The following is a 17,963-nucleotide window of genomic DNA, read 5'->3' on the forward strand; positions in this document are numbered from 1 at the left end:
TTTACCATACAACTGTAGAGATTCGCAAGAATGTTGGAGCATTTATGGACAACATTATGCAAGATCCAATGAAGATTATTGATCGGCTTTGTATTCGCATGTAAGTCTCATTAGTTCAACTTATATAGATATCATATTAGGCAAATCCTTGAATAATATTTGTTCGAATATAAACTTCAAGGAGATCTATATGGTAAATATCTCTTCGCTTTCGCATTCAACCATGGTTTCTTTCATCAGGAATGGGCTGCCTAAAACCTCGTCTCCAAAACACATCGTTATCGTTGGCGCGGGTATGGCAGGACTAGTTTCGGCCTCCTTACTTAAAGATGCAGGACATCAGGTAACGATACTCGAAGCTTCCGACCGGGTCGGTGGCCGTATCTTCACTCTTCGTTCACCTTTTCGTAATGATCAGTATATTGAGGCAGGGGCAATGCGAATTCCCAGTACTCATCAATTAACCCTGGAATACATCTCAAAATTTCGCCTACCCCTTAATGAATTTGTTAACATGTCACCAAATGATCTGTTATATGTAAATGGAGTAAAAACACGCCGTTGGATTTATGAACGCGATCCCAATATTCTTCGCTTTCCGGTAGCTCCCCACGAAAGAGGGAAGACTGCTGACGAATTAGCCCAACTGGTAGTCAAGCCAATCATAGACTACATTAGTCAAAATCCTGAAAAGCATTGGCCAATTGTAATCAATAAATTCGATAAATATTCGATGGAACTTTTTATGCGAGACAACCCTGTGGGCCCTTCTTTGTCTGCTGCTGCGGTGAATATGATCAATGTGATGTCCGGTTTTGAAGGATTCCCTGAACTTTCATTTTTGGAAATCTTACGTGATTTTATCCTCTTTGTTCCCTCCACCCGGTTTCATGAAATTTCAGGCGGATTTGACCAACTGCCTCGTTCATTCCTTCCACAATTAAAAGATAACATTCATTTCAACTGTAGGATGACTAAAATCATCCAGAACGGCAGCAATGTAACGATTGCCGGCATACAGCCCCATACTAAAGAGCCGTTTCAGGTTTCAGCGGATCTTGCTGTTATTACTGTTCCTTTTACTGTGTTGCAGTTAATCGAAGTAGAGCCTTACAATTTATTCTCTTATCATAAATGGACTGCAATTCGTCAGCTTCACTATGTCTCTTCCACAAAAATTGGTCTCCAATTTTCACATCGGTTCTGGGAAGCAAATGGATTATATGGTGGTCAAACCGTTACAGACTTTCCTATTCGATTTTCATACTACCCCAGTCATAATTTTGGAGGACCAGGTGGTGTTGTTTTGGTAAGTTATACGTGGGAAGATGATGCAATACCTTGGATCCATATGTCAAAGGAAGAACAAGTAATGAAGGCTCTAAAGATTATGGCCGACATACACGGAAACGCAGTGTACAAAACATTTGTCACTGGAGTCGCGCATAATTGGGCATTCTGCGATCGGCGTCGTAGCTCTTTCCGCTGATTCTTCGGTGTAACCGGAAACTTCACATCCTTGATTTTGTCACTACCTTCCTTCCGCTTTTTCAGGACAGCACCTTTTTGGCTTTTGACGATAAATTCCGAATTCAGCATCTCCCCTACTCCCCTCTCCTGGTTCAGACTAGGGTCAAAAGTCCACCTTTCCAAAATTCCACAACCTGCCAGTCGTCGTGCCGAAAGCTGCGAAGGATAAGTCTCTCTGTTGTCACAAGCATGATTTTCCTCCAAACTTTGGGCTTCCTTCAAACATAACATTCTTTCTCCTCATCCGAACGGAAAATCCCGTTTCAACGAATCTTTCTTTCAGTAGACTTAAGCCTCGCAGCACCTGCAGCACATACGAAGGGGCTGCCCCTGTATACAAGGACAACCCCTTCGGTCTTGCCATAGCCAATAACGGTTAACAGCAATCATGCCGCGGCCGCCTTCAGTCTGCGCGCCTCCGAGCTATTCGATCACCCGCAGCGCATCAAAGTGGATATAAAAGTTGCTGGACGCAGGATTTTTTTCCTCGATCCGCTCGTATCGTATGAGATGAAGTCCTTCCGTCAACGTTCCCGTATCAAAGATGATCTCTTGCGCCTTCCAGCTGGCGCGGTAATTGTCCACCGTGCTGTGGTACGCCCCGTCGATATAGATCGCCGCCTTGCCGTGTGTATGAAAGCGGACGCCGAGCAGCTGCGCTCTGGAACCATAGAACGGAATAAGCGCATAGGCCCTCTCCGACGTGGCGGTTACGGCGCTGCTGCCGATATGACGGTCGTCATCGAGCGTCGTCGACCATGTGCCGGAATAATAGACAACCTGGTCTGCGCTGTCCACCAGTTCCGTGCTCGGATCAATGATGGCAATCGGCGGTTTGGCCTCGGATATAAAGCCGTTGGCATCAATCGCGTACACGCTGTACAACCCCGGCGCAAATCCACTGGTGTCCAAGACCCCATACGTCGAGGCCGTTACCGTAACGCTGGAGCCGTTCGCCGTGGCTCCCGCCGCTTCGATCGCGCTGCGGTTAGCAACCGTGGCGTGCGGAACCAGATACAAGGTGCTGTTCTTGGAGCTCTTAGCGGACACCGGCATCCCGATGGACACAGGGCCCGACGGCATTCCGTCTACAACAGGCAGCAGGTTCGCCGTCATCACTCGCAGCGCGTCAAAATGGATGAAGTAGTTGCTCGACGCCGGGTTTTTCTCCCCGATCCGCTCATACCGGATCACATGCGGGCCTTCCGGCAGCGTCCCGGTGTCGAAGATGATCTCCTGCGCCTTCCAGCTGGCGCGGTAATTGTCCACCGTGCTGTGATATACCCCGTCGATATAGATCGCCGCCTTGCCGTGCGTATTGAACCGCACGCCAAGCAATTGCGCCCTGTCCCCATAGAATGGAATCTCCGCATAAGCTCCATTCGACGTCGCCGTAACCGCGCTGCTGCCGATTTGACGGTCATCATTGCGCGTCGTCGTCCATGTCCCGGAATATCGTACCAGCGGATCTTCATTGTCGATCAGCGTATGGCCCGTATCCAGCAGCATAACGGACGATCCGGCAGATACAAGCCCTTTGCCGTCTACGCCGTACAGCATATACCGTCCGGCGGCAAAACCGGTTGTAGGGAGGATTGTCGGCAAGCCTGATGCCGCTGCGGCGCTGACAGCGTGCACAGACGGGCTTGCAGCGGCCGCCGCCAGCTGCGCAGGTATTGGAGCAACCGACGCCGGCACAAGATACAGCGTCCCGTCCCTCGACAGCGCTGCCTGCACTGGCTGGCCGATCCCAGCGCCGACGGCCGGAGCCCCGCTCAGTACCGGAGGCGACGTGTCCTCCATCTCCACGCGGATGCTTGCCGGCTGGCCCGCCTGGACATAGACGGCCTCGGATACCGTCGTGCTGTAACCTTCTTTCCGAATCGTGAGCCGCTGCCAGCCGCCAGGCACTTGCGTCAGCGCAAAGCTTCCGTCCATCCCAGTCACTGTAACCAGGCTCCCGTATCCACTCACATTGACGTTCGCCCCGGAGAGCGGCTCCGAGCCAGAACCGTATACGGTCCCCTGCACCGTGCCCGCAGCAGGCTGCGGCAGTACAAACGGTCCTCCGGCAGCTGCATGGACCACGTGGACGGTATGCGCGCCAGTCCATTGCTTCATCGGAAAATACAGCTGCTCGGAACTGCCGTCCGGCCGGATCGTAAACCCGGGGTCCTGCTCGCCCAGCACCAGCGCGGTCCAGCCGCCTGCCGCCGGTTCGACGCTCTCGATCCGGTAACCGGTCGTCGTCCCGTCCGGATGCCCGACAATGGCGTGACCGCCTGCTGCCGCCGGGGGCACCGTCGCCGCTGTGATCAGCGCATTGCGCCCGTCGCCGTCGCGCTGCCGCTCCGTCCCGGTCACCGCTCCCTCGACAGCGCCTCCCGCCGTGACGACTGCATCTCCCATGCTCAGCCGCGTACCATCCGCCAGCCGCATTTGTTCAATCTTGCCGTCTACGAGTCGGATAAAGCCCAGCTTGCCGTCCAGCCGCAGCTCCCCTACGACAAGAGGCGTTCCCGCATAGGCAGGCGCGCTTAGTACAATGTCACGTGTGTTGCCATAAGTAATAACCACAGCAGCCGCCCCTGTCGCTTCATCGCTGTTCAACACCTCGACATGCTCGATACGCGGCTGCTGTCCGGCTGCGAACGGCTCCATCAGCGTAATAAAATTGCTTTGCAGCGCTGTGCCTTCCCGACGCACGACGAGCTTCGGCATGAAATGCTTGACTGCCTCTGTCTGCGTATCATAAGCAAGGCCTTTTACCCGTGTCGATTGCAGCGACGGAGACTCGCCTATAAACAGCTCGCTTGCGCCTGAGCCCGCAAACCCGGTGATACGCAGGTTGGACTTTGCCGAAGCTCCGTCCACCGTCCGCAGCGTCGCCTCAAATGTCCCGTCCGGCAGCGCCGCCGACCGGACATTACGCACATGCATGTACCCATGGTACTGCCCGTCGCTGATGTAGCCTGTTTCAGACTCATTGGTCGGCTCCGTAACCGTCGGATTGCCCTCCAGTAAATACGGACCATACGGTTGCAAAGCGGTATCCGTCTCAAAGTAAGCGGTCCGATTGGCGTCGCCGTTCAACGTGTACTCATGCCGCTCCCCGCCTTTGACGCGGAACAGATCCAGCACGTACGCCTCGTTCGGACCCGCGCCATGGAAACCGATCAACCACGGCTCCCGGCCGTACGCCTCTGTCTGCGGATAGGCGTTGGGCTGCTCCGCCCGCACCACCTCGGCCGCATCGCCCAGCCTGACCATCTCGCGAACCGCCCCGCCCGCTTTGGCCTCGCCCGCAATCGCAGCATCCCTGCCGTCCACTACCACCGTGTTGTGCGCCAGCGTTGAGGCGCTCCACTGCCGGTATTTCGTATGCGTGTACCCGATATCCGGCAGCAACTCCTGGCCTTTCGCGAACAGCGTCAAGTTCAACGGGTCTTTATGGTCGTGGCCATTGTTTGGAGAAAAGCCCATATACAGCATCGTCTGCCCTGCGCCCTGGCCTCGCGCCAGCTTGGCGATCCCTCCCGCCGGCATCAGCAGCGAACCGGTATCCTGTGGAGCAGGCGGCTTGTAGAACGCCCACGTGTCATTGATCGGCAGCACATAGCCGTCCGGGTACGTCAGCTTGCCCGCCACACCCAGCATCGCCGACAGCAGCGGCAGCCGTTGCAGCAAATCCAGCTGTTCCAGCCGGTCTCCTGTACGCGGCGAGACGTACCCCGGCGGATCGCTCCAGCCCGCCGTCTCATCGACCGCTCGGCTCAGCAGCAGCGCCGAGTCCTTATGGTATGTCACGGATACTTCTTTCCAGAACCCGTCCAGCATGTACACATTGGCCGCGTACTGCTCGATCAGTTCGACCGCTTCATGCATCAGATCAGGATCGTTCAGCGCCTTGGCCAGAGAGACCAGCCCGAGGTAGTTCAGCACTTCATTGTTGTACCGGATGACCGGAAAGGAATGGAAGTAATCCAGCGTCGGCCGGAACATCTCCTCCTCAATGCGCGCCTCCGCATCCTCGTTCAGCTCATCGCTCAGCAGCTCGAACGCATTCGTCCGCTTGACGATCGCATACGCTTCCGCCAACAGGCCGACCGCGTCCAGCTCGTTCTGCGACCAGCGGGACCATAAGCCGCCATAGTACGGATAGGGCGGTCCGCCCGCAGGCTCGACCGGGTACTGCGCCCCTCTGTCGTAATCGTTTATCGGCACCCAGCCGGGAAACACCTCGGCGAACCGGTGCAGCAGACGAGCCGCCCCGAGCGGATCGGTTAGCGCCAATTCGCGAGTCCGTGTAATCAAATATTGCCGCTGCAAGTACCACAGATGCGCGGAGAGGAAGTAGCGCTTCCCCGAGACATCCTCATAGTACGGGTAGTCCACCGGCTGTCCGAGCCGGTTTGTAACGGTCAGTGTCCCGGTTTCCGGATATTCCGTGTTCGGATAGATCACCTTCTGGCTATCCGTCGAGGTTAACACCCACGGATCGGCTACCGACCACGTGTAGTTGGTCGCCCGCTCCGACAGCTCCGGCGCATGCGGCACCCCGGCGAAAAACATCCCCACCTTTTCCGGCACCAGCGTCAGCAGCTGTGCTACCTCCAACGACGGGGGCGCAAGGACCAGCTGCGTCTCGCCTGTCACCGGCTCATTGGGATATAGTTGGTTCCCTGCGGCAATCAGCGCCTCCCGGTCAAAAGACAGCTCCAGCTGCCTGGCCTGAGCTCCCCCGGTTTCCTCCGCGGTCACTTGAAGACGATACGTGCCGTTTTGCAGCGGACCTGGATGTACAAACGCAACGATCCGTTCGCCGCCTTCGGTCGCGACGGATGTCGGCGTAATCGCCGTCTGCTCGCCATGCGGCGAAGTCCAACGCAAGTCCACCGCCGAGGATAACCCGCTCCAGTCGTTCTCGTCCATGACCAGCCGTTTTTCGGCAAAGCCGTCGTACAGCAGTCGAACGGGACCGGACACTTCCCATTCGGCTACCGGCTTGCCCGTGCCGGACGTATTGGGCCGCCTGTCGAAATACACACTGCCGAGATTGCCTTCGTTGGCTGTGTAGACAGCTAATGTATACCCCCGATTCGGCCCGCTTCCGTCTCCGTCGATAACGGTGCTCCGCTTCACCGGCGCCCAGGAACTGAGCGGCCTGTCCGAGCCGATGCCGAAATAACGGATCGCATTGATTTGCCACTGCTCTCCTGCCTCAATCGCCGTGATGCCCAGCGACGACAGCGGAATGGCGACCTCGGCGCTCCAGCCGTCGCTCCGCTTGCTTACTGCCTGCTGCGACTGTCCGCCCTGCGACAAGTCCACAATTTCCTGCATCGTCTCCCGCACATCTCCGGCCGTAAAATTGTTGTAGCGAATCCGGATCGCATGCGCACCCGGCGTAATGTTGACGGGAACGCTGTAAAACTTCATCCGGTCGTCGTCGCGGCTCAGCAGGACGAAAACCCGTTCAGCCTGCGGCGCTTCCGCCATCGCGTATCCGCTTTCATATTGACCGTCCAAAGCAATATACAGATGCGTATCATCGTAGGCCAGCTTCATTTCCGTCTGCTGTTCGGCCGGGAGATTGGCATAGGCCGTCGAAAAGCCGCCGCCTCCATATACCGCCGACCATACCGGCTCGTTCCATTCGCCATCCGTTTGGATCGGGGCGGCCGTCCGCTGCGCCGTCAGCCAGCGGTCCATCCGAACGGCAACTTCCGGCGCTTCCGCCGAAACTCCGGCTCCCCCCTGCGGTACGGGCTCCGCGCCTGCACCGATTGGCCAAGCCAGCGAAGACGCCAGCACACCGGCTAAAAGACGGGTCCAAACCCGCTTTCCCCCGGCCGTTTTCGCTTTTCCGCTTTTCTTCCCTACCATTCCATCTCCTCCTTCGGGGCCGCAGTTTGTCTGCGGCCCTATTCGTGGATTATTGCGCATGAGCCACATGGATGATATGTATACCGGTCCATTGTGTCATCTGCTCGGAACTGCCGTCCGGCCGGATCGTAAACCCAGGGCCCTGCTCGCCCAGCGCCAGCGCGGTCCCGCCGCCTGCCGCCGGTTCGACGTTCTCGATCCAGTAAGCGGCGTAGACTTGTGCAAAAACAGAGCTTGGACGTTTTTGCATTCCAACTGAGCCACCTCGCTGCCGAACTGCTGCAGGAGCGGATCATAGACCAGGACGGGAACCTCGAAATTGCGCAGCAGCTTGATGAAATGCGCCCCAGCCTTGCCAGCGCCGATCACGCCAACCGTTCCGCGCCAGACAGCAGCCGTTTCAACGTCTCCGTCTCAGGCTTGCCCGCCTGATCGTTGCACACAACCTGTCCAAGCTTCGTCAATAGCGACCAATGCAACTCATCAAATATGAGATCTTGCACAGCCGGTTCAGACAATACGGCAATTTTCATCCCCATTGTCTCTACTCCCGATTCGTCTAATATCTCATTCGTTTTAATTATTTTTCCTACTTGTTTTTTTCTTTCTCAACTTCCGCGCGCAGCTGCTCCTCCAATTGGCGCAAGGTCGTGTTCAGATCCGCCTTCCCTTGAGCAAAAGCGATAAACGTTGAAGCAATGAGGTTTTGCTGAAACGCTCCAGGGACGTCAGTCAAGTCAGCCTTCCGTTTTTGGGTATACGGGGTGGGCGGATAATAGTTCACTGCCGCCATATGCTTCGTACTATACACCGGATCTCCAGTACCCAGCACCCCCGCTATTTCATTGTTGTTCAGCGTCGTCGTAATACCTCGCTTGGAGTCGGCCAGCTGCATCTCGTCGGACAACATCGCGACAATGACTTCGAATGCCTCTGCCTTATGCTTGCTCGTATTGGAGATACCCAGGTAAGCCGGCCCCCGCTGTGGCGCAAGCTTCGGCGCCCCAGGCAAGGTCGGATAAGAGACGATGTCCCAGTTCACTTCCACCGGGATTGTCAAGTAGACGCTGTGCTGGTTAGGCATCAGTGCAACATGACCTTTAGAGAACGCCGCGCTTTCCGCTGTGTTGTTCGCCTCAATCGTATTGCCCGGAATATCGTAAAACCGTTTCAGATTCACGAACAGCTGCTGCCATTTGTTCGAGTCGGCAAGCCGGTCCGCAGCCGGGTCCAGGATCGGCAGCGAATACTGATTGTCCCGCAGCGTATTGACCAGATTGGAGCTGAAGCCGCGGTAGTTTACGCCGCCTTCGGTCCGCGTCATCTTGCGCGCCATCTCGTATAGGTCATCCCAGGTCATGCCGTCCTGTGGGTAGCCGACGCCGAACTTATCGAACAGATCTTTGTTGAAATACAGCACCTGAGGAAAGTAGGGAGGGATCGGCAATCCGTACAGCGCCTCCGACCGCCCCGCATCCCGAACCTCATCGGTGAATATCTGGACAAAACGCGCCAGATCGTAGCCGCTTTCCTTCACATGCGGATTCAGATCGTAGCCCAGCTTCAAATCCAGGTAGTTGGTACTCATGTCCGGAATAGCGAATCGGATAATATCAGGAATTTCTCCGGCAGCAACCAGTTCCGGCATCGTGGTTCCTTTCCCGCTCAGAATATACTCCACCGTAATATGCGGAAAGTGCTGCGTCAGCATTTTCCGAAAACGCTCCTCGAACTCCTTGACCGTCACTCCTCCTCCCCAAATTTTCAGTGTGAACGGTTCTTTTTTCTTCGCAGGAGGCTCCCCTTCGGCGGCAGTTCCTCCGCCCAACCCAGCTCCGCAAGCGGAAAGCGCCACAACTGCCGCCGCCGCGAATGCGATCCTTGCCCCTTTGCCCCACAGACGATTCGCTTTGCCCATTCCGATTTCCCCCTATTTGCCGGTTCCGCCACAAGCGAACCACGCATCGGTTCTTTTGATTCTTAACTCGAACACCTTTATGCCGTTTATGACCCAACCGTCCGCCTTGCTCAGCTCGTGGCGGCGATTTTATCGTACTCGGTAATGTAAGAAAGCGGCTGAATTTGCTCAGATCAATCCACTTTATTGGCTGATCACATGCTGGTTCAAATCAAGCGGCAGCTTGTAATTCATCACTGGAAATGCTGTTGACGAAATCAGTGAACACAATATCCGGCGCATTGCCGGTCTGCACCAGCATTTCAAGCGGCACGCCCTGCACCGGGGGCATGTACTCAACCGTAATAAACGGATATTTCTTCTGAATCGGCTCCGTTACAAATTGCTACACCTCTTTCGGAGATATTAAAAATCCGAAATACTGCAACCGCAAGGTGACCGGTTCGGTGCTCATCTCTTCTTGTTTCACCGGCACGCTCTCCTGATTCTGTGGACCTGAGGCCCCGCAGCCGGCCAGCACCCCGACTGCCACCGCCAGCGAAATTGACCAGTACCCCTGTTTTATCCCTCTCATTGCGCAACCTCCCTTGTCATATTGCCAAACCTCCTCTCTCTTTCCATCAAGTAGATCAGGAATATCTAATTCATTTTATTAAATTAAAAGTAGTATATAATTCATCATTTTGATTAATTCTACTTGATAATGCAATAATAAGTCGCAGATAAAGCGCTGTCAATCCATTTTTAATTCATTTATTGTACAGAAAGATCAATTAGATTATAATGTATATCGAATCGAACAATTAGGACTAGTTCAACAACAAGGAGAAGGAGACTCCGGCATGAGCGAAACAACAGACCGTAAAGCGTTCCGTGTTCGGCTGCAAACGATGATCGACGAGGTTCGGGACAGGATTCGGGACGGCACGTATCCGAAAGATAGCTATCTCCCGTCAGAAAGCGCGCTTGCCAAGCAGTTTCAGCTCAGCAACAACTCCGTGCGCAAAGGCTTGGCTCAGTTGGTCGAGGAAGGCCTGATCAAAAAAGTAGACAAAGTCGGCAGCAGAGTTACCGGGGCGAAGCATTACAAAAAAACAACGCTGAACGTTGTCGGCTACCCAATGAACAACCGGGACCTTGACTTTACCGGTATAATCGAGGAATTTCAGGCGCTCTATCCTTCGATACAGATTACGTGGAACGAGCATGTGCCGCGGGAAACTTTCGCGCTAGGCCAATATCTCCCCAGCATCGTGAAGTACATTCGTCAGGCGACAGCTGATCTCATTCTGCTGGATCACCTGCAATTCAGAGAATTAATCGAAAACGGCCACGCCGACTTACTCAACGAGGTAGAGCCGGCCGAAGAGACTTTTTCTTTTTTGAACGAAGCTTTTTCGGTTGAAGGCCGCATGTATGTGCAGCCGGTCATCTTCTCTCCGGTTGTGCTTGGTTACAACCGGGAGCATTTCAGACAGGCGGGCTTGCAGGAACCAGATTCCGGCTGGACATGGGACGATCTGGTCCGAGCGGCAACCCGCTTAACCGTTCCGAACGAACGAAACGGTTTTTATTTTTACCGCATCTCGGAAAACCGCTGGCCCCTGCTTCTACTGCAAAGCGGCATGCCTTTTGCGGGAGCAGATGAAGCCGAAGAAAAACGCAATTATGCGGGCACCCGGCTTTTGGACAGCATCCGGCTGTACGGCAAACTAACGGGCAACAACGCTTTTTTTCCGAACTACATGGCGGAATCGCCCCACGACACCAGCCGTCTGTTTTTGGAGGGAAAAATCTCCATGACGCTGCTTACGTATTCGTCGATGAACGACTTGAAGCATTCCGACCTCGATTACGACATCTCGGCAGTACCGTTTATTCATTACCCGGTCTCCTTGCTGACCATCATGGGGATCATCGTCAACAAGAACAGTCAAAACAAAGAAGCCGCCCAGTTGTTCGCCGATTTCATCCGCTCCCGGGAGACGCAGGAGTCCATCCGGCGGCGCACCTTGTCGCTTCCCGCGATGAAGCCTGCAGCGATTATGCCCATCCGGGACGATTTCAATCGTCCGATCCATGATTCGCTCTTCCGCGAAATCATTCCGAGCTACCGGACAACGTCCGACTTGAATATGCCGGTGAGCAAATTCAAGCCGCTGCTGAATGTGTTGAAATTGTTCTGGTCCGACCTGATCGACGAGACAGCCTTGTGCGAGCAGCTCAAGCAGCTTTAGAGGCGTGGTGAAAAATTCGCTGCGTGAGCAGAAAGGGGACTCCGACCGCTGCTGCTCCCGGATTTCTCGATCAATTAAGCCCAAAATCGGCGAAATCCGAGAACAATGGCAGCCGTTAGTACTTCGGGTGTCGGTACGGGCCGCTAACGAGGAGGAGGGACTTCGATGGAGGAACAAATGAAGCAACAACAGGAATGGCATCCATTTAGGGAACAGGAAACCAAGTCAGTGCCGCCCCAGGGGACTTTCGGACTAAGCCGCCGCAAGCTGCTTACCGCCATACGCATGGCGGGGACGGGGGCCGACGGCCTGCTCTATGGCGTCGACAGGCTGCCGGTACAGTGAAGCGGAGGAGCTGGACGATTGCGAGACGATTTGCATCGACAGCATCGCCTCCCTGCTGGCGCTGCCGGAAGCGAAGCGGAACGAGGCCTTTCTGTACCAGGCAACCGGATATTACTCCGGGTCAATCGTAGGCGGCGGTTTATTTCACACTCGGCCAGTGTCAGCAAGGCCACTCTGCTGTCGATCCACAAATTCGGAACCCATAGCTCGGCTATCGTGGATAACGGGATTGTCACTTATGCGCCAAATAATGCTTAGCACTTAGGAGTTGCTGCGAAATAGAGACCCTGCTTTCTGTCCGCCGCGGCTTGCCGGCTCTCGCAGGCGGTTCGACAGGCAGGGCAGTTATTAACTCCGCTGCGTGAGCAGACGGGGACTCCGACCGCTGCTTCTCCCGGATTTTCCGATTAATTAAGCCCTTAATCGGTGAAAATCCGGGAACAAGGCGGCCGTTGGCGCTCCCCGTCTTTGACTACTGAAGGTTTCGGACAATCTTTTATAAGCTATAAACCTCTCGGAATTCACCATTCCGCACGAGCTCCGGCCTGACGGTCATGGCCTTAACGATTCGTATTATTTATACTCGATTAATACTCCCAGCGTGCTTTGCGGCTCATTCATGCATGTCTCGTACGCTTCGGCAATTTGTTCGAAGGCGAACCTGTGGCTGATCAACGGTTGAATGCGCAGCCGATTAGCCGCCAAAAGTCGAATGAACTCCGCAGTGTTGCGGCCTTCCGTCCATCGCACATAACCGATCGGATAATCGTTGCCCATCTGCTCATAAGTCGGATCATATCGGCCCGGACCGCCCGCCCGGGAAACGACAATTTCCGCTTCCTTGCGGAACAGCGCATTGCGCGTGAAGGTCGTATTCGGTACGCCGACGATGACGATTTTGCCGCGGTCGCGCACCCACCCGATCCCTTGATCGATCAGCGTATCCGTGGGGGAACCGGCGCACAGCAGTACACCATCGACGCCGATCCCCGAAGTAAGCTCCTTGACGGCCACCTTCAGTTCGTCCGCCGAATGGCAAGCGACGATCTTCGATGTCCGCCTCAACACTTCACATCGGTATTCGTTCAAATCCATCGTTACGACAGGACATGCCGCCGCGTCGGCAATTTGCGCTACGATCTGCCCGAGAATGCCAAGCCCTACCACTGCCGCTGTTTCCCCGAAGCGAAGATCGGCTTGCCGCAACGATTGAATAGCGATCGCCCCGAGCCCGACGAATGCCGCTTCCACACCGTCCACATGTTCGGGGACAGGAGCGGCCAGCAGCTTAGGCACGCTGTAGTATTCCGCATGCGCGGGCACGCCATAGCAGGCGATACGCTGACCGACCTCGACGTGATGCACCCCCGCCCCCTTTTCCACGACGATGCCAACACCGCTGTTTCCCATAAAAACAGTGCCTTTTCCGCGCAAAGTCATCAATTCCGTTCCCGTGCTGATCGCCGAATATTGCGCTTTGACGACAATCGAATGGTCGTCGCAGACAGGTTTTTCTTTTTGTACAATTTCAACGATTCCGGCATTGCTTCTTGCTGCTCTAATCATCATGAATCGATAACCCGCTTTCTTATGAATGAATAGATATTGAATTCGTCAACCGAAATAGTTCGGATACAAATCCGGACGGCGCTCCGTGAAATAAAGTACTTTTCCTTCTCCGATCGCAGGCCCGACGCTCAAATTCGGACAAAGCGACTTTCGCTCCTCCAGATCGATTTCAATCGTTTGATGCGCGGAATCTCCGATTACGGAAGCGAGAAACTCCCCGTTCGGCGCGATAATGCTGCTGGGACTTCCTCTATAAACAGAGGAATAGACCATATATACGCCGTTGTCGAACGCTCGGGTCGGCCAAACGTGCTCGGCATGATGTGGAACTCCGTCGCCGTTAAGCGGTACGCATATGATATCCGCCCCTTGCAGCGCCAATATTCGCGCCGTTTCGGTGAACCACGCATCCCAGCAGATGAGCAGGCCGATCGTGCCGAAGTCCAACTGAAACACGGGCAATTCACGGCCAGGAGTAATTCCCATATCGAATTCGCCCGTCGTCAAATGCGTCTTCCGATATTTCCCGACAAGCTCTCCATTGCGGTCAAACAGGACGGCTGTATTGTAGAGCGTCCCCTCGTCATTTTCAAAGAAGGAGAACGTCAAGTAGCTGCGAAGCTCGTTCGCCTTTTGGGCCAAAGCCTGTATCGGCGCGGAGTGTATCGCCAGAGCATGTCCGGCCCGCTCTTCGTAGCTCGCGTAGCAATTGCTGTCCAGAAAACATTCCGTCATGCAGATCAGGTCGGGACGATCGCTTTTCATCGCGTCGAGAAGCGCCAGCATTTTCTCCACATTGGCATTTACAGTCGTCGGAAACGGATCGGCGTGAAGAAAAGTAGTAGCGATTCGCGCTTTTCTAATATGTGCCTGCGCATCCAGATGCGGTTCAACGTCCATCTCCGACCAAGTGACCGTGCCGCCTGAAGGCTGACGCGCATATAAATAAAGCTCCACACATTCGGCTTCCGGCGGCGCTTGAAGGATGCGGGACAGCTCGCCTCGACCGTCCTCCAGCCGTTGCCGGTGATGGATGTAGTCGCGAAACGGTTTCTTTTGCACGGAGTTTTTCCATATCGCCTGCATGACTATCGTCGTCTCTTCGCAAGCGATGCCGGATGCCGAGTATTTCGCTGCGACGCGGTAGTGCTGGCCCCCTTGTACAGGCATCGTGCCGATCCAAGCCCCGATTTCCTCGTATTTCCCGGAGCCGTAAATCGACAACTCCGGGCCGCGCTCGCCTTCCTTGCGCTCGAATCTCGGCTCTCCCCCGCCGTATTTCGGTTTCCAGGGACGCCATTCGAACTGCAGCGGTATCGAACGATCCATATTGCAGTCTCCTCCTTCGTTTCTATGAGAGCTTCGGTTTACGTTCTCATTTCGCGTTCTTCTTTTCGTCGATCAGCTTGTTGGCCGCTTCCTCCGTACTGCGCAGAGCGGTGTTGACATCTTGCGTCCCGTTCACAACGGGCGCTTCCGCTTTATTCAACTCCGTAGCGGCTATTTTGTCATATTCGGTAATGTACGGTAGCGGGGCCGACTTATATTGGAATATCGCCTGAACATTTTTACCTTTCAATATTGGTACATCGCTGCCGAATTGTTTCGCTATCGGATCGTTCATCGAGTCGATCTTCACCGGAGGCAATTTGCCGTATTTCGCCAAATACAGATGGAACTCATCCGAAGTCGCCAAGTACGAAACGGCGGCCGCCGCCTGCTGCTTATGCTTGCTCACTTGCGACACCATCAAATACGCAGGCCGTAACGCGCCGGATATCCCGGGGTATTCCTTAAGCTGAGGCATCGGCACCATATCCCAATTGAAGCTGCCGTCAACCGTCTTGATCAGATTGAGCATAATATTGGCCATTTGCGGATGCATCGCCTGCGTTTGGTTTTTGTAAAATATGGTCGTATCGCCCTTCTCGTTCCCGGGGATGGTGCGGATGTCTTTGATTAAGTTCAGCATTCGTTTCCACGAATCCGTCTGAAAATCCGCTTTACCCGTCTTCTCGTTCATAACGGGAATTCCCCACCATGTGCCGGTTGTCTGCAAGTTATGAGTCCCCATCCCCGCGTACTGAACGCCATTTTCCACGCGCGTTACCCTCTTGATCGTGCCCAGAAGGTCATCGTACGTCATGTTGTCGGTAGGATAAGGGACGCCGAACTTGTTAAACAGATCCTTATTGTAAAATAAGACAAACTTTTCGCTGTAAAAGGGCAGCCCGTACAGCTCTCCTTTGCTGCCGATCGCCTGAATGCCCTTCATAATCGATGGATCGAGCTTGCTCAAATCCGCTTTGTTCGCTTTCACCTCCTGATTCAAATCCAACGGCAGCTTATTGTTCAGAACCGGAATGCTGTTGACAAAATCGGTAAACACAATATCCGGCGGATTTCCTTGCTGAATAAGCGTTTCCAGAGTGACTCCCGGCACCGGCGGCAAATATTCGATGTTAATAAAAGGATACTTCTTTTTGACAGGTTCCGTAATAAACTGCTGCACTTCTTCCGCTGAAATTAAAAAGCCGAAATATTGCATTTTCAATGTGACCGGCTCCGTGCTCATCGCTTCCGCCGGCGGCTTACTGCCGGGACCGGAGCTATCCGTGCCGCCGCAGCCCGCTGTCAATCCGATTAATGCCGCCAACGAAATCGCCCCTAACCGCCGCTTCCCTGCTTTCATTGTCCGACCTCCCCATCGTCTTGTTTCATTTGCATACCCGCGCAAAGCTTCATCAAGTAATTCGATGCCTAATTCACAATTTCACAACGGATAATCCAACCTAATGCACAAATTAGTTCATTATTACTTGATAATCCGATTATATTCAACATTGAAAGCGGTTGTCAATCAATATTATAATTCATACTTTGAAATATTATGTGAATTAGATTTATAATAATGATTCTTTCTAGTGCATTTTATATGATTTCAAACAAAGAGAACCTACGATGAGCGAAACAGCAGGCCGCAAAACATTCCGCATTTGTTTACAAGCGATGATCGATCATATTCAGAACGGCATTGAGGACGGCACGTATGCCAAAGACAGCTACTTGCCGTCGGAGAGCGCATTCGCTAAACAATTTCAGTTGAGCAACAATACAGTACGCAAAGGGCTGGAACAGCTCGTAAACGAAGGCTGGATCGTAAAGGTGGACAAAGTCGGCAGCCGGGTAACCGGAACGACTTACCATAAACAAACGACGTTATCCGTCATCGGATATCCGATGAATAAACGAGATCTTGACTTTACCCACCTAATTGAAAGCTTTCAGACTCTCTATCCTTCGATACGGGTAGCGTGGAACGATCAGATTGCGCCCGACACCTTTATGCCTGGAAAATATGTCGATCATATTTCAGAGTCCATGGAGAAAGGAACGGTCGACGTTTTCCTGCTGCAACATGTGCATTTCCGGGAATTCCTCGAAAGGGGCCATACATCGCTGCTGGAACCGATTTCCCCCAATAAGGACGTGTACTCGTTTTTGAACGATGCCTTCACGATCGAATGCCGCCGCACTTATGCTCAGCCGATCATTTTTTCCCCGGTCATGCTCGGTTATAACCGGGATCACTTCAGGCAGGCGAACATCGCTGAGCCGGACTCTGGATGGACGTGGGACGACCTTATACGAGCCGCCATTCAGCTTACGATTTCGAATGAGAGGAACGGGTTTTATTTTTACCAAACTGGAGAAAACCGATGGCCGCTGCTTACTGTACAGAGCGGCATGCCGTTTGCGGCGAAAGGCACAGACGAGGGGGAGCGCGATTACAGGGGAACGAGGTTAATGGACGGCATACGTCTATATGGAGAAATCATTCGCAACGGCTCCTTTTTCCCCCATTACATGTCGGAAACGCCTCACGATACGAGCCGGTTGTTCCTTGAGGGGAAAATATCGATGACGCTGATTACTTATACGTCGTTAAACGATCTGAAACATTCCGACATCGATTACGACATTTCGGCCATACCCTTTATGTATACTCCGATCACGCTGATTACGATGATGGGGATGATCGTCAACAAAAACAGCAGAAACAAAGAAGCCGCCCAGTTGTTCGCCGATTATATCGCTTCGCGGGAAACGCAGGAAACGATCCGGCGGCGCACGTTGTCGCTGCCTGCCATGAAGCAGGTAGCCGAAATGCCGATCAAAGACCATTTCAATCGGCCACTTCACTACTCGCTTTTCCGCAAAATTATCCCGTCCTACCGAACGCATTCGCTATGAATATGCCCGTCCGTTCGTATGATACGCTGCTGCACTTGCTGAAGCTGTTTTGGGCCGGCTCAATCAACGAATCGACTTTATGCGAGCGGCTGAATCTCGCTCCCCGCCCGCCACCATAGCACGCAGTATGCGCTGCATCGTACCCACGATGGCGGCTACAGACTCATTCCACTCCAAAAGGGATTGCCCCTGACGCTTTAGACAAATAATTTCCCGCAGTTTCA

At 53.9% G+C, this 17,963-nt stretch carries 12 protein-coding genes and 1 pseudogene; 3 read left to right on the forward strand and 10 right to left on the reverse strand.

Annotation, left to right across the window (positions count from 1 at the left end; genetic code table 11):
• Positions 1–190: 190 nt before the first annotated feature.
• On the forward strand, positions 191–1,489 hold the full coding sequence (locus tag FE783_RS35005) for a flavin monoamine oxidase family protein (RefSeq protein ID WP_138884047.1): 1,299 nt from the start codon (positions 191–193) through the stop codon (positions 1,487–1,489).
• Between the two features lie 464 nt (positions 1,490–1,953).
• On the opposite strand, the gene FE783_RS35010 is transcribed toward FE783_RS35005, so the two are convergent.
• From FE783_RS35010 to FE783_RS35025, 6 genes and pseudogenes are all read right to left on the reverse strand, one after another.
• Positions 1,954–7,416 (reverse strand): heparinase II/III domain-containing protein, encoded by a 5,463-nt coding sequence (locus FE783_RS35010; RefSeq protein ID WP_138884048.1) that lies wholly within the window; start codon positions 7,414–7,416, stop codon positions 1,954–1,956.
• Between the two features lie 49 nt (positions 7,417–7,465).
• Positions 7,466–7,666 (reverse strand): hypothetical protein, encoded by a 201-nt coding sequence (locus FE783_RS38530; protein ID WP_238403376.1) that lies wholly within the window; start codon positions 7,664–7,666, stop codon positions 7,466–7,468.
• 59 nt (positions 7,667–7,725) lie between these two features.
• Positions 7,726–7,785: pseudogene (locus FE783_RS39085) on the reverse strand (hypothetical protein); the annotation flags it as partial.
• Complete coding sequence (locus FE783_RS37785) at positions 7,782–7,955, reverse strand: hypothetical protein (protein WP_158302203.1); 174 nt, start codon at positions 7,953–7,955, stop codon at positions 7,782–7,784. The pseudogene FE783_RS39085 and the gene FE783_RS37785, both read right to left, overlap by 4 nt.
• 50 nt (positions 7,956–8,005) lie before the next feature.
• Complete coding sequence (locus FE783_RS35020; protein ID WP_138884050.1) at positions 8,006–9,334, reverse strand: ABC transporter substrate-binding protein; 1,329 nt, start codon at positions 9,332–9,334, stop codon at positions 8,006–8,008.
• Positions 9,335–9,719: 385 nt separating this feature from the next.
• Entirely contained in the window at positions 9,720–9,908 is a 189-nt protein-coding gene (locus FE783_RS35025; RefSeq protein WP_138884051.1) for a hypothetical protein, read from the reverse strand.
• Positions 9,909–10,176: 268 nt separating this feature from the next.
• Here FE783_RS35025 and FE783_RS35030 point away from each other — a divergent pair, with 268 nt between their 5' ends.
• Positions 10,177–11,571, forward strand: coding sequence for an extracellular solute-binding protein (locus tag FE783_RS35030; protein ID WP_138884052.1), 1,395 nt, complete (start codon positions 10,177–10,179; stop codon positions 11,569–11,571).
• 252 nt (positions 11,572–11,823) lie between these two features.
• Here FE783_RS35030 and FE783_RS37790 read toward each other — a convergent pair whose 3' ends face one another.
• The 4 genes from FE783_RS37790 to FE783_RS35045 form a co-directional block, all read right to left on the reverse strand.
• On the reverse strand, positions 11,824–11,961 hold the full coding sequence (locus FE783_RS37790; protein ID WP_158302204.1) for a hypothetical protein: 138 nt from the start codon (positions 11,959–11,961) through the stop codon (positions 11,824–11,826).
• Positions 11,962–12,489: 528 nt separating this feature from the next.
• Complete coding sequence (locus FE783_RS35035) at positions 12,490–13,485, reverse strand: zinc-dependent alcohol dehydrogenase (protein ID WP_238403378.1); 996 nt, start codon at positions 13,483–13,485, stop codon at positions 12,490–12,492.
• Between the two features lie 45 nt (positions 13,486–13,530).
• Positions 13,531–14,814 carry a carbon-nitrogen hydrolase family protein gene (locus tag FE783_RS35040; protein WP_238403379.1) on the reverse strand — a complete coding sequence of 428 codons (1,284 nt, stop codon included), beginning with the start codon at positions 14,812–14,814 and terminating at the stop codon, positions 13,531–13,533.
• Between the two features lie 46 nt (positions 14,815–14,860).
• Positions 14,861–16,177 carry an ABC transporter substrate-binding protein gene (locus FE783_RS35045; protein WP_138884053.1) on the reverse strand — a complete coding sequence of 439 codons (1,317 nt, stop codon included), beginning with the start codon at positions 16,175–16,177 and terminating at the stop codon, positions 14,861–14,863.
• 269 nt (positions 16,178–16,446) lie between these two features.
• On the opposite strand from FE783_RS35045, the gene FE783_RS35050 reads away from it, so the two are divergent.
• The gene (locus tag FE783_RS35050; RefSeq protein ID WP_138884054.1) at positions 16,447–17,739 is read left to right on the forward strand and encodes an extracellular solute-binding protein; all 1,293 of its coding nucleotides are present in this window, start codon (positions 16,447–16,449) and stop codon (positions 17,737–17,739) included.
• Positions 17,740–17,963 lie beyond the last annotated feature (224 nt).

The sequence above is a fragment of the Paenibacillus mesophilus genome (genome assembly GCF_005938385.1).
In the GTDB taxonomy this organism is placed as follows: domain Bacteria; phylum Bacillota; class Bacilli; order Paenibacillales; family NBRC-103111; genus Paenibacillus_AB; species Paenibacillus_AB mesophilus.

What these genes read in the sequence shown, in the direction of transcription:
- FE783_RS35010 (WP_138884048.1), bottom strand. Translation starts at nt 7,416, where the DNA reads ATGGTAGGGAAGAAAAGCGGAAAAGCGAAAACGGCCGGGGGAAAGCGG.
- FE783_RS38530 (WP_238403376.1), bottom strand. Translation starts at nt 7,666, where the DNA reads ATGCAAAAACGTCCAAGCTCTGTTTTTGCACAAGTCTACGCCGCTTAC.
- FE783_RS35050 (WP_138884054.1), top strand. Translation starts at nt 16,447, where the DNA reads ATGAGCGAAACAGCAGGCCGCAAAACATTCCGCATTTGTTTACAAGCG.
- FE783_RS37785 (WP_158302203.1), bottom strand. Translation starts at nt 7,955, where the DNA reads ATGGGGATGAAAATTGCCGTATTGTCTGAACCGGCTGTGCAAGATCTC.
- FE783_RS35040 (WP_238403379.1), bottom strand. Translation starts at nt 14,814, where the DNA reads ATGGATCGTTCGATACCGCTGCAGTTCGAATGGCGTCCCTGGAAACCG.
- FE783_RS35030 (WP_138884052.1), top strand. Translation starts at nt 10,177, where the DNA reads ATGAGCGAAACAACAGACCGTAAAGCGTTCCGTGTTCGGCTGCAAACG.
- FE783_RS35005 (WP_138884047.1), top strand. Translation starts at nt 191, where the DNA reads ATGGTAAATATCTCTTCGCTTTCGCATTCAACCATGGTTTCTTTCATC.
- FE783_RS35045 (WP_138884053.1), bottom strand. Translation starts at nt 16,177, where the DNA reads ATGAAAGCAGGGAAGCGGCGGTTAGGGGCGATTTCGTTGGCGGCATTA.
- FE783_RS35025 (WP_138884051.1), bottom strand. Translation starts at nt 9,908, where the DNA reads ATGAGAGGGATAAAACAGGGGTACTGGTCAATTTCGCTGGCGGTGGCA.
- FE783_RS35020 (WP_138884050.1), bottom strand. Translation starts at nt 9,334, where the DNA reads ATGGGCAAAGCGAATCGTCTGTGGGGCAAAGGGGCAAGGATCGCATTC.
- FE783_RS37790 (WP_158302204.1), bottom strand. Translation starts at nt 11,961, where the DNA reads ATGCTGTCGATGCAAATCGTCTCGCAATCGTCCAGCTCCTCCGCTTCA.
- FE783_RS35035 (WP_238403378.1), bottom strand. Translation starts at nt 13,485, where the DNA reads ATGATGATTAGAGCAGCAAGAAGCAATGCCGGAATCGTTGAAATTGTA.